The organism is Streptomyces sp. NPDC020489 (genome assembly GCF_044386545.1).
GTDB lineage: Bacteria > Actinomycetota > Actinomycetes > Streptomycetales > Streptomycetaceae > Streptomyces.
Genome location: NZ_JBIRUZ010000008.1, coordinates 338,344 through 350,389 on the forward strand (window position 1 = coordinate 338,344; position 12,046 = coordinate 350,389).

Genomic DNA, 12,046 nt, shown 5'->3' on the forward strand with positions numbered 1-12,046 from the left:
CAACACGAAGGGCCGCACGGTCGGTTGACCGGACGGCCCTCTTGGCGTGTGTCACACCTTCAGGTACTTGCGCAACGCGAAGAACGCTGCCAGAGCCGGCATCAGCAGGCTGGTCGCCAGGATGAGGGGGAGCTTGGTCAGGACGGCGTCCCAGCCGATGAAGTTGATCAGGTTGAGCTTCTCGGACAGGGCCAGGCCGTGGTCGATGATGAAGTACCGGGCGATCACCAGGAATCCGCAGGCGACCGCGCCTCCGATGAGACCGGCGACGGCGGCCTCCATGATGAACGGGGCCTGGATGTAGAAGCCCGAGGCGCCGACCAGGCGCATGATGCCGGTCTCGCGCCGGCGGCTGAACGCCGAGACGCGCACCGTGTTGACGATCAGCATCAGGGCGACGACCAGCATGAGCGCCATCACCGCGCGCGCGGCCCAGTTCATGCCGTTGAGGAGGCCGAAGAGGTTGTCCAGGATGCCCTTCTGGTCCTGCACGGACTGCACGCCGTCCCGGCCGTCGAAGGCCGTCGCGACGACCTGGTACTTCTCCGGGTCCTTCAGCTTGATCCGGTACGACTCCTGCATCTGGTCCGGCGTGAGGGAGGCGGCCAGCGGGGAGTCGCCGAACTGCTCCTTGTAGTGCTTGTACGCCTGGTCCTGCGACTCGTAGGTGACCTTCTCGACGACCGGCATCTTGTCGATGTCGGCGAGGATCTCCTTCTTCTGGTCGGCGGTCACCGCGCCCTTGGCGCAGTTGGGGTCGGACTCGGCGTCGCTCTTGTTGCAGAGGAAGACGGAGACGTTGACCTTGTCGTACCAGTAGCCCTTCATGGTGCTGACCTGGTCGCTCATGAGGAGCGAGCCGCCGAAGAGGGCGAGTGACAGGGCGACGGAGACGATGACGGCGAACGTCATCGTCAGATTGCGACGGAGACCGACACCGATCTCGGACAGTACGAACTGGGCGCGCATGGCGTCTGGTTGGGCCTTTCCGTGGACTGGGCGGTCAGTGCTGGTAGCCGTAGACGCCGCGCGCCTGGTCGCGGACGAGGCGGCCCTGCTCCAGCTCGATGACGCGCTTGCGCATCTGGTCCACGATGTTCTGGTCGTGCGTGGCCATGACCACGGTGGTGCCCGTCCGGTTGATCCGGTCGAGGAGCTTCATGATGCCGACGGAGGTCTGCGGGTCGAGGTTGCCGGTGGGCTCGTCGGCGATCAGCAGCTTGGGGCGGTTGACGAAGGCCCGCGCGATGGCGACGCGCTGCTGCTCACCACCGGAGAGCTCACCGGGCATGCGCTCCTCCTTGCCGCCGAGCCCGACGAGGTCGAGCACCTGGGGCACGGACTTGCGGATCTCGCCGCGCGACTTGCCGATGACCTCCTGGGCGAAGGCCACGTTCTCCGCGACCGTCTTGTTGGGCAGGAGCCGGAAGTCCTGGAACACCGTCCCCAACTGGCGGCGCATCTGCGGCACTTTCCAGTTGGACAGGCGCGCGAGGTCCTTGCCCAGGACGTGCACCTGTCCGTGGCTGCACCGCTCCTCGCGGAGGATCAGCCGCAGGAAGGTGGACTTTCCGGAGCCGGAGGACCCCACGAGGAAGACGAACTCGCCCTTCTCCACTTCCAGGGACACATCCCTGAGTGCGGGGCGGGTCTGCTTGGGGTAGACCTTGGAGACGTTGTCGAATCGGATCACGGATGCACCACGGTTGGCCGGGGGTAGATGTGCGTGACCTTACGCGACCGGGGTGCGCGTCCGCAGGCACCGGTTGCGGTTGCATGCCTGATGTGCCTTTTGTGTACCCGCCCAGGGGGTGACTCGAAGAGCGCTCGAGCCGTTTTCGGAGGAACCTGGCACAGTGGAGGGGGAACGTTCCGGACCCGGGGAGCGTTCTGTACATGGAACCGGCACTAGGAGGGCGAGCGCATGACGTACGACCGGCTGGTGTGCGCGAACTGCGCCGCGCCCGTGAACGAGGGCCGTTGCCCCGTCTGCCGTGCGAACCGTGAGCGGCTCTCCCAGGAGAACCCGTTCGCCCAGCTCAGCCCCATGGCACTCATCGCCCTGCTCGCGGTGCTGATCGCGGCGCTGGCCCTGCTGGCCCACCAGACCGCCTAGTCGGCCGCCCCCGGACGCCCGAGGGGCCCGGAGCGGATGTCCGCTCCGGGCCCCTCGTCGTACTGCGTGCGCACCGGGCGGGTGCGCGTGGTCACCGTCAGGCGGTGGCGCCGCCGCGGCCGCCCACGAGGCGCGGCAGGACGCGGAAGCCGATGCCGCCGGCGATCATCGTCGCGGCGCCGATCAGCAGGAAGGTGGTCTCCGCGGCACCGGTCTCGGCGAGCTCGTCACCGCTGCCCTGGGCGGCGGTGCCGTTGGAGGTCTGCGCGCCGGTGTCGGTCAGCGCCGAGGTGCCCTCCTCCTGGGTGCCGGTGTGGGAACCGCCGTCAGGGTCGTTGTCGTTGCCCCCGCCGTTGCCGTTGCCGTTGCCGTTGCCGTTACCGCCGCCGTTGCCTCCGTCGTCGGTCGGCTCCGCGGTGGGCTCCTCGGTGGGCTCCTCCGTGGGCTCGGTCGGCTCGGTGGTGGGCTCGTCGGTGATGGGCGGCTCCTCCGTGGGGAGGTCCGTCGGCAGGTCCGTCGGCAGGTCGGTGGGGACCGTGTCCGTCGGCGTCGGGTCCGGGCTGGGCGACTCCTCGCCGCACAGCACGCCGAGCAGGCAGTCATCCGCCTCCGCGGCGGAGGCGGCGCCGGCGGCGGTCAGCGAGGCGCCGGCCGCGATCACGGCACCGGCGGCTATGCGCGCGATCCGGATCCGCGTCTTCTTGGTCATAAGGTTGCTACCCCCAGTAGCTCATCGTCAGTGAGGCGGCGCTCGGGGCGGTGATCGACGGGGGTGGCGGTTCGCAACTCTCCCCCGGTTCACATGCGCCCCAGAGACACGCATGCCGCGCGTTACCCTTCCCATTTTTCAAAGCAACGTCAAGGCCGTTGCGCACGCGATGTCCAGGTAAGCGATCTTTGCGGCGAGTTGAAGCCTGTGAGTGTGACGTAAAACCCAGACATCCGGTCACAGAAAAGGCAACTGCCGCCTCGCGGGCGGCAGTTGCCTTGTCGACAAATCTCTGTCGGTTACTTCTCCTGCTGCTTGCGCCAGCGAATTCCGGCTTCGAGGAAACCGTCGATCTCACCGTCGAGCACGGCCTGCGGGTTGCCGACCTCGAAGTCCGTGCGCAGGTCCTTGACCATCTGGTACGGGTGCAGGACGTACGAACGCATCTGGTTGCCCCAGGAACTGCCGCCGTCCTTGAGGGCGTCCATCTTGGCCCGCTCCTCCTGGCGCTGCCGCTCCAGCAGCTTGGCCTGGAGCACGTTCATGGCCGTGGCCTTGTTCTGGATCTGCGAGCGCTCGTTCTGGCAGGAGACCACGATGCCGGTCGGCAGGTGCGTGATGCGCACCGCGGAGTCGGTCGTGTTGACGCCCTGGCCGCCGGGGCCCGAGGACCGGTAGACGTCGATCCGCAGCTCGGACTCGTCGATGTCGACGTGGTCGGACTGCTCCACGACGGGCAGCACCTCGACACCCGCGAAGGAGGTCTGACGGCGGCCCTGGTTGTCGAAGGGCGAGATGCGCACCAGCCGGTGGGTCCCCTGCTCGACCGAGAGCTGGCCGTAGGCGTACGGCACCTGCACCACGAAGGTGGTCGACTTGATGCCGGCCTCCTCCGCGTACGACGTCTCGTAGACCTCGGTCTTGTAGCCGTGGCGCTCGGCCCAGCGCAGGTACATGCGCTGGAGCTGCTCGGCGAAGTCGGCGGCGTCGACGCCACCGGCCTCGGCGCGGATGTTGACGAGCGCCTCACGGGCGTCGTACTCACCGCTGAGGAGGGTGCGGACCTCCATCTCGTCCAGCGCCTTCTTCACGGACACGAGCTCGGACTCCGCCTCGGCACGGGTGTCCGGGTCGTCCTCCTCCTCGGCCATCTGGAAGAGCACGGAGAGATCGTCGATCCGCCCGCGCAGCGCCTCGGCCTTCCTGACCTCGGCCTGGAGGTGACTCAGCTTGCTGGTGATCTTCTGCGCCTCGTCCGGGTTGTCCCACAGGGACGGCGCGGCCGCCTGCTCCTCGAGCACGGCGATGTCTGCCCTCAGCTTGTCGAGGTCCAGAACGGCCTCGATCGACTCCATGGTCGAGGAGAGGGACTTGAGCTCTTCGGATACATCGACGACTGCCACGCTCCCAGCCTAACGGCTGTGGCAACCGACCTCGGCCGGACAGCGGGCCGCGGCACCGTCCGGCCCGTCCGGCGTGCGAGGACGGGGCCCGATCGGGGCCGACAGCGGGGGCGCGGCCCCAGGGGGGACGGGGAGGGGCGGCGGGGGCCTCGACCGGCGCCCCCACCGGTCACGGGGACGCCGGTGCCGAGTTCTTGGTGTCCTGGGGAGTTCCCGTGTCGTCACCGGAGGTCGCCGCCCAGGTGCCCACCCCGGCCGCCACGAGCACCACCGCGGCGACGCTCACCACGACCCGGCGTCGCCGCGTCGCGGCCCGGTTGCGCGCGGAACCGGGCCGCGGGGCCCCCGCCGCCCGCGGTACCCGCGCCGTGCCCCGCGCGCCCCCCGCCAGCTCGTCCGGCGCCGGCACCCGCATCGAGGTGTGGGTGTCCCGGTTGGAGTCGGCCGGCTTCGCACCGCGCACCAGCGGCACCGCGCCCCGCTTCACCGGCGCCGCGGCCGGCTGCTGCGAGGGCGCCTCGTAGGGCTCCTCCGTGGTCTCCTCCGGGTCCGGCTCGTCCACGTCCAGCGGCGTCATCCCGGCCAGCAGCGGCAGCAGCTCCCGCAGCCGCGCGCCCAGCTCCGAGGCGCGCAGCCGGGAGGCCGGGGCCTTGGCGAGGCACTGCACGATCAGCTGCCACAGCTCGTCGGGGATGCCGGGGAGCGGGGCGACGGTCTCGGTGACATGGCGGCGCAGGACCGCGCCCGGGTGCCCGCCGCCGAAGGGCGTGAAGCCGGCCAGCAGCTCGTACAGGACCGTCGCGAGCGCGTAGATGTCCACGGCCGCGCGCGGGGGCAGCCCCTCGACGATCTCCGGGGCCAGGTAGTCCGGCGTGCCGATGATCTTCGTGGCGCGGGTCCGGCGCGGGGTGTCGATGAGCTTGGCGACGCCGAAGTCCGTGAGCAGGGCGCGGTGCGAGCCACCCGGCCCCAGCGGGCCCTGCATGTCCAGCAGGACGTTCTCCGGCTTGACGTCACGGTGCACGACCCCGGCGGCGTGCGCGGCGGCGAGGGCGTCGGCGATGTCGGCGACGATGGCGACCGCGGCCTCGGGCGCCAGCCGCTTCTCCCGGTCGAGCCGGGTGCGCAGGTCGGTGCCGCGGACGAGATCCATCACCAGGGCGAGGTCGTTGCCGTCGACCACCAGGTCGCGGACCGAGACGACGTTGGGGTGCTCGAGTCCGAGCAGGGCCGTGCGCTCCTGCACGAACCGACCGACGAGCTCCTGGTCGGACGAGAGGTCCTCGCGCAGCAGCTTGACGGCGACGGGCCCCTCGGGACCCTCGCCCAGCCACACCGTGCCGGCGCTGCCCCGCCCCAGGATCTGGTTGGCGGTGTACCGGCTGCCGATCTTCCGTGCCAAGGCTGCTCCTACAGACGCGTGTGTCGCCGCTGCGCCGGCCTGGGGGCTGTGCCGTCGACGGCTGCGCCGCGGGCCCCCAGACCCCGGTCGACAAAACTACGCGCCCGACGAGGCCATCTTCACCACGGAGACCGAAATCACCCGCCAGGTGTCGACAAATCTCCAGAGTCGCCGGGGGAACGGCTACTGCCCGGACGTGCCGCCGCCCAGATCGCCGATCCACCCGGAGACCGTGCTGATGATGTCGCCGATCTGGGCCCAGTAGCTCTTGCCCGTGCCGATCCAGTCCTGGAGCGGGCTCAGCTCCCAGATCAGCCAGCCCGCGACGAAGAGGATGACGATCGTGAACAGGCATCCCTTGAGGCAGCCCAGCCCCGGGATCCGCATCGGGTTGGCGCTGCGCTGCCGCGGCTGCCGGGGCTCGCGCTGGGGCTGCTGCGGCGGCGGCGCGTACCGCTGCGGCTGCGGCTGGGGCGGAGGCGGCGGGGCGTACCGCTGCGGCTGCTGTCGCTGCTGCTGCTGCGGCCGACCGCCGTAGCCCTGTCCCTGCTGGGGCTGCTGCTGGGGCTGTGGACGCTGCTGGCGCTGCGGCGGCTGCTGCGGGCGCTGGACCTGCCGCTGGGGGCGGCGGCGCAGCGGGTCCTCGTTGGGGTCTAGGTACTGGACCTGGGTCTGCTCGTTGCGGTCGCGGGCCGCGCGCAGCTGGTTCTGCCAGGGGTGCGGGTCCTCGGGGCCGCCCTGCCCCTGCTGGCCCTGCTGTCCCGGCTGACCGGGCGGCACCGGCGGCATGACGGCCGTCGGGTCGGCGGCGCCCCGGTGGGGCAGTACGGCGGTGGGGTCGGCGGCGCCGACGTGCGGCAGGACGTTGGTCGCGGCGTTCGGGTCGTACGCGCCCGCGCCGTGCGGCAGCACCTGGGTGGGGTCGGCGGAGCCCGGTACGGCCGCCGGGGCCGGGTCGGGGGCGAGGAGGGCCCCGACGTTCTCGGCGGCGGCGATCTGCGCGGAGTTCGCGTGCACGCCGACGCCGTCGGCGACGACCCGCAGGCCGCGCGCGAGGTTCTCGGCGCTGGGCCGGTCCTCGGGGTTCTTGCGCAGACAGCGCTCTATGACCGTCCACAGCGGTTCGGGGACCGTGGAGGGACGGCGGGGCTCGGCGCTGAGGTGCTGGTGGAGGACTTCGAGAGCGGAGCCGCCGGCGAACGGCGGACGGCCGGTCACCAGCTCGTACAGCAGGATGCCGGCACCGTAGATGTCGACGGCGGAGGTCTGCGGGCGGCCCTCGGCGGACTCGGGGGCCACGTACGCGGGCGTGCCGACGAACTCGTGGGTGCGGGTCAGGCCGGGGGAGTCGGCGAGGCGCGCGATGCCGAAGTCGGTGAGCAGCGGGTGCATCCGGCCGCCGTCCTGGCGCAGCAGGACGTTCGCGGGCTTCAGGTCGCGGTGCACGACACCGTCGGCGTGGCTGGCGGCGAGCGCGTCGGCGATCTGCGCGGTGAGCAGGGCGGCGCCGACCGGGCTGAAGGGGCCGTTCTCACGCAGGTAGCGGTGCAGGTCGGGACCCTCGACGAGGTCCATGACAAGGGCGAGCAGATCGCCCTCGACGACCAGGTCGCGCACCCGGACGATGTTCGGGTGGGTCAGCCGGAGCAGGACGGAGCGCTCCCGCAGGAACCGCATCACGATGTCCGGGTCGCTCGCGAGCTCCTCCTTGAGGACCTTGATCGCGACGGTCTCTCCGGGCTGGCCCTGCACGGCCGCCTCGGCGCCCGCGGCCTCCCGCTGCCGGGCGCGCCAGACGGTGCCCGTGGCGCCGCGTCCGAGCGGCTCCTCGAGGAAGTACTTGCTGCCTACCGGCCGCACGTCATGCGCTCCCTGTTGCTTGCGTATGTTCCGACCCACTGTAGTGCCGCTTCCCTGGGCACTACGTATGTGCTGCGAAGCCTGTTCGAAGGAAAGACGCCCACCTCCGGCTCCCGGTTGCCACCCCTGGACGTGACCGATCTCAAGTGATCACCGGCACCGCACCGGTCAGGCACTTTTAGGGGCAGAGCTGACCAATCAAGATCACTTGATGCCGGGACGTGGGCAGAGTGTCAGTGGCAGGTGCGAGGATGCCTCCAGTACTGGCCGATGTGCTCGTGTGGCGGTGGGGGAAGTCCGCGGTGTGGGGGACCGTGGGGCGGCTTCGTCCCCGTCGTGCGGGCGCCCGCGCAGAAGGGACCGCTGACGGCGATGCAGATCCGGCTGACCGTCGTAGACCCGCTGGCCCCGTCCGCGGAGGCGGCCCCCGGCCGTGCCCCGAGCTGCGACGTGCTGGTCACGGCGCCCGCCGGGACGGCCCTCGCGGCGATCACGTCCGCGCTGGCCTCGGCGGTCACCGGAGACGGCGCGCCCACCGGCGGGAGCGGCCAGCCCGCGCTGTACGTCGGCGCGGAGCGGCTCGACGCCCAGCGCTGCACCCTCGGCGAGCCCCCGCTGACCGACGGCGCCGTGCTCGCCCTCGGCGCCCCCACAGACCCCGAGCCGCACCCCGAGGTGGACGACGCGCCCACCCGCCTCGACGTGGTCGCGGGCCCGGACGCGGGCGGGGTCCATCTGCTGCACGGCGGCCGTATCGAGATCGGCCGCTCCGCCGACGCCGACGTCCCGCTCGACGACCCGGACGTCTCCCGGCTGCACTGCGCGGTCACCGTCGGCGCCGACGGCCGGGTCTCGGTCGCCGACCTCGACTCCACCAACGGCACGGTGCTGGACGGCACGCGCGTGGGCCCCCGCCCGGTCCGCTTCCCCCCGGGCGCGCTGCTCCGCATCGGCGAGTCCGCCCTCCGGCTGGCCCCGGCCGGCGGCCCCGGCACCCGCATGCCCACGGCCCCGGACGGCGAGGGCCACGTGCGCGTGACGGCCCCGGCGCGGACCGACGCCACTCCTCCCGGAGGCCCTCTCGGACCGACCCGCCACGCGTACGGCACGGCGGACCTGCCCCCGGCACGCCGGCAGCCGGCCGTCCCGGAACAGGGCCAGGCGCCCCGCATCGAGAGCAGGGGGGCACGGCCGTACGAGGCACGGGGTGCAGTCTCCCGCCGGCGGGTCTCCGGCGTCGCCGGGGCCCCGGGAGTGGTCTCCGGGGGCACGTACGCGGGTGACGGCGGCGAGACCCACGCGGGGCGACTCGGAGCGACGGGCTCCACCGGGGGCGCCCCGATGGGCACCGAGGGCCAGCGGAAAGGCGCGGCACCGGACGGACTGCTCGGCGGTTTGACGGGACCCCGGGCCCATTCGGGTGACGCGGCCACGACGAACCGACCGCTCGGCGGCCAGCCGGGGGGCGCGGCGCCCGACCAACCCCTCGGCGGCTCGGCAGGACCTCGGGCCCATTCGGGTGACGCCGCCACGACGAACCGCCCCCTCGGGGACGCGACCGGCCCCGGCGGCCAGCCGGGAGGCGCGGCACCGGACCGACCGCTCGGCGGCTCGGCAGGGCCTCGGGCGGGTGATGCGGCCACCGCGAACCGACCTTCCGGCACCTCAACAGACCCCGGCGGCCGGACAGGACCCCGAGCCCACTCGGGTGACGCGACCACCGCGAACCGGCCTCTCGGCAAAACAACGGGTCCGGGCGGCCATCCGGGTGACGCAGCCACCACGAACCGTCCCTCCGGCACCTCGACGACCCCCGGCGGCCACCCGGCCGGCGCGGCACCCGACCGACCCCTCGACGGCTCGACAGGCCCCCGGGCCCACTCGGGTGACGCGACCACCACGAACCGGCCCCTCGGCGGCTCGACAACCCCCGGCGGCCATCCGGGAGGCGCCGCCCCGGGCCGCCCCCTCGGTGGCCCGGCGGCACCGGCCCACGACTCCGGCACCGCGGCCCCGAGGACCCCCGCCCCCGCGGGCACCCCGGCACCCGGTGAGCACGCCGCCCACGCCACTCCCTCCCCCGGCGGTCCCGCCGCCACCGACGAGCACGCGCGTGCCACCGACCCCGAGGCGGGCAGCCGCCGCACGGGCACCCCGCCGCGGGGCACCGACGTACCGCAGGGCGCCCGCAAGCGCGGTGGGCTCGGCGCGTGGGCCCGCAGGCTCACCGGCAACCGGGGCGAGCCGAGCCAGGCCGCCGAGAGCGAGGCCTACGACGAGGAGGCACCGCGGCCGACGCCGGCGCCCGCCTCCCCCGCGCCCCAGCAGCCGGAGACCTGGCCGGACCCGGCGGCGCTGCTGCTGACGGCCTTGGGCCCCGGCCCCCGGCTCTGGGAGCGCGGCCCGGACCACCCCGAGGCGCTCACGGTGCGGCTCGGCACGGCCGACCGGGCGGCCCCCGACGGCTCGGGTCTGCTGCCCGCGGTACCGGTGACCGCCGATCTGCGGGAGGTGGGGGCGCTGGGCCTGGCGGGCCCGCGCGCGCGGCTGGCGGGGCTGGCCCGCGCGGTGGTGGCCCAGCTCGCCGCCCTGCACTCCCCCGACACCCTGGAGATCGTCCTGCTCAGCGCGGACCGCGCGCGCCCGCTTCAGGAACGCACCGCCGAGTGGTCCTGGCTGGGCTGGCTGCCGCATCTGCGCCCGGGCCACGGCCAGGACTGCCGGCTGCTGCTCGCCTACGACCGGGAGCAGGCCACGGCCCGCACGGACGAGCTCCTGCGGCGGCTGGAGGAGACACCGCAGCCGACGACCGGTGGGACGCCGGGCACGCCCCGGCGGCCGTCCTGGGCTCACGACGACGCCGCGGCGCCCGGCTTCGACGGGCCGTACACCGTCCTGCTCGTGGACGGCGACCCCGGTGGCGCCGGTGTCCGCGAGGCCGTGGCGCGGCTGGCGCTGGAGGGGCCGCGGGCCGGGATCCACGTGGTGTGTCTCGCTGAGTCGCCGCCGGCCTCGCCGGCGTCGCCGGTGACGGAGACCTATGAGGCGGCGTGCGCGGCCGCCCCGACGTTCCGGGAGTGCGGCGCGGTCGCGCTGCTCAGCGGGGACGTGGCGACGGCGTTGCGGCTGATGCGGGTGGCGCGGAGCGGGGTCCACGGCACCGACAGCACCCTGGTGCCCGACGCCGGTGACCGCCGCCGTCCGGCCGCCGAGACTCCCGGTGGCCACTCGGCGCCGCCCCGCGCGCACACCACCGGCCCGGTCGGTCACGGCACGGTCGCCGCGGTGGACGCCGTCTCCCCCGCCTGGGCGGAGCGGTTCGCGCGGGCGCTGGCGCCGCTGCGTACGGACGGCGCCGGGGGCGAGCGGCAGCCGCGGGTGTCGGCGCCGCTGCCCCAGATGGCGCGGCTGCTGGACGAGTTGGGGCTGGCGCGGGCCACCCCGGCATCGCTGATGACGCGCTGGGCGGACGCGGCGGACGACACGGAGGCCCTCGGCGGCCGGGCCTGGGCGGTGCTCGGGGCGGGGCCGCGCGGGCCGGTCTGCGCGGACCTCGTCGCGGACGGCCCGCATCTGCTGATCGAGGGCCCGGCGGGCAGTGGCCGTACGGAACTGCTGCGGGCGGTGGTCGCCTCGCTGGCCGCTGCCGAGCGGCCCGACCGGCTGAGCATCGTGCTGATGGACGGCCGGGACAGCGTGGGCGCGGGGTCCGGCGGCCAGGGCGAGGGGCTGCGGGTCTGTACGGACGTACCGCATGTCACGACCCATCTGACCGCCAACGACCCGGTGCGGATGCGGGAGTTCGCCCAGTCGCTGAGCGCCGAGCTGAAGCGGCGCGGGGAGCTTCTGGGCCGTTCCGACTTCGCCGAGTGGCACACCGGGCGGGAGCTGTCGGGCCGTATGGTCGCGCAGCGGGGAGCCTCCGGCGGGGCCGGGGACCTGGAGACGCCGCCCAGTTCCACGATCCGGCTGCGGCCCGCAGCGGCCCGTCGGCAGGCGGAGCCGGCTCCACCGCTGCCCCGGCTTGTGGTGGTCGTCGACGACCTGGACGCCCTGGTCTCCCCCGCCCTGGGCTCGCCCGGCCGGCCGTCGGCGGGCTCGGTGATGCGCGCGCTGGAGGCGGTGGCCCGGGAGGGCGAGCGGCTCGGCGTCCATCTGGTGGCCGCGGCGGCCTCCGGTGGCCGTACGGCGGAGTCGGAGGCGGCCCGCCGGGCGGCGCTGCGGGTCACGCTGGACGCCCCGGCCCCGGGGCCGGACGAACCGGCGCCCGGCCGTGGCCGGCTGACCTGGGCGGACGGCCGTACGACCGCCTTCCAGGGCGGCCGGGTGACGGGCCGCATCCCGCGCACCGCGACCCTGCGTCCCACGGTGGTCGCCCTGGACTGGCACCGTATGGGCGATCCGCCGGCCCGCCGCCCGGTGCGGGAGCTGGGCAACGGACCGACGGACCTGGCGCTGCTGGCGAGTGCCCTGGAGCGGGCGGCGCGGGAGGTCGCGGCGACCGAGGTGCCGTCTCTGCTGTAGGTCGCGTCCTCCTCCCCCGAACGAGGGCTGTC

At 73.8% G+C, this 12,046-nt stretch carries 8 protein-coding genes; 2 read left to right on the forward strand and 6 right to left on the reverse strand.

Translation table 11 applies throughout. From position 1 onward, the window contains the following. Positions 1 to 51: 51 nt before the first annotated feature. Positions 52 to 969, reverse strand: coding sequence for a permease-like cell division protein FtsX (gene ftsX / locus ACH41F_RS23810; RefSeq protein ID WP_391236300.1), 918 nt, complete (start codon positions 967 to 969; stop codon positions 52 to 54). 34 nt (positions 970 to 1,003) lie between these two features. Beyond that, positions 1,004 to 1,693: a cell division ATP-binding protein FtsE gene (ftsE, locus tag ACH41F_RS23815; protein ID WP_391236303.1), complete on the reverse strand. Its 690-nt coding sequence runs from the start codon at positions 1,691 to 1,693 to the stop codon at positions 1,004 to 1,006. A 231-nt stretch (positions 1,694 to 1,924) separates the two neighbouring features. Between ftsE and ACH41F_RS23820 the strand changes: the two genes are divergently transcribed. Continuing rightward, on the forward strand, positions 1,925 to 2,116 hold the full coding sequence (locus ACH41F_RS23820; protein ID WP_391236305.1) for a hypothetical protein: 192 nt from the start codon (positions 1,925 to 1,927) through the stop codon (positions 2,114 to 2,116). Positions 2,117 to 2,213: 97 nt separating this feature from the next. Here ACH41F_RS23820 and ACH41F_RS23825 read toward each other — a convergent pair whose 3' ends face one another. The 4 genes from ACH41F_RS23825 to ACH41F_RS23840 all read right to left on the reverse strand — a co-directional run bounded on the left by ACH41F_RS23825 (position 2,214) and on the right by ACH41F_RS23840 (position 7,490). Beyond that, positions 2,214 to 2,825, reverse strand: coding sequence for an LPXTG cell wall anchor domain-containing protein (locus ACH41F_RS23825; RefSeq protein ID WP_398837417.1), 612 nt, complete (start codon positions 2,823 to 2,825; stop codon positions 2,214 to 2,216). A gap of 299 nt (positions 2,826 to 3,124) precedes the next feature. Further along, a complete protein-coding gene (gene prfB, locus ACH41F_RS23830; RefSeq protein ID WP_391236311.1) occupies positions 3,125 to 4,228 on the reverse strand; it encodes a peptide chain release factor 2 in 1,104 nt (367 codons plus the stop codon). 169 nt (positions 4,229 to 4,397) lie between these two features. After that, positions 4,398 to 5,630 (reverse strand): protein kinase, encoded by a 1,233-nt coding sequence (locus ACH41F_RS23835; RefSeq protein ID WP_391236314.1) that lies wholly within the window; start codon positions 5,628 to 5,630, stop codon positions 4,398 to 4,400. A 183-nt stretch (positions 5,631 to 5,813) separates the two neighbouring features. Then, positions 5,814 to 7,490 carry a serine/threonine-protein kinase gene (locus ACH41F_RS23840; RefSeq protein ID WP_398837420.1) on the reverse strand — a complete coding sequence of 559 codons (1,677 nt, stop codon included), beginning with the start codon at positions 7,488 to 7,490 and terminating at the stop codon, positions 5,814 to 5,816. Positions 7,491 to 7,862: 372 nt separating this feature from the next. Here ACH41F_RS23840 and ACH41F_RS23845 point away from each other — a divergent pair, with 372 nt between their 5' ends. Then, positions 7,863 to 12,014, forward strand: coding sequence for an FHA domain-containing protein (locus ACH41F_RS23845; RefSeq protein WP_398837450.1), 4,152 nt, complete (start codon positions 7,863 to 7,865; stop codon positions 12,012 to 12,014). The last annotated feature ends 32 nt before the right edge of the window (positions 12,015 to 12,046 follow it).

Bases quoted from the DNA above. Each gene is read 5' to 3' on its own strand.
- ftsX (WP_391236300.1), bottom strand. From the start codon at position 969: ATGCGCGCCCAGTTCGTACTGTCCGAGATCGGTGTCGGTCTCCGTCGC.
- ACH41F_RS23820 (WP_391236305.1), top strand. From the start codon at position 1,925: ATGACGTACGACCGGCTGGTGTGCGCGAACTGCGCCGCGCCCGTGAAC.
- ACH41F_RS23825 (WP_398837417.1), bottom strand. From the start codon at position 2,825: ATGACCAAGAAGACGCGGATCCGGATCGCGCGCATAGCCGCCGGTGCC.
- ACH41F_RS23845 (WP_398837450.1), top strand. From the start codon at position 7,863: ATGCAGATCCGGCTGACCGTCGTAGACCCGCTGGCCCCGTCCGCGGAG.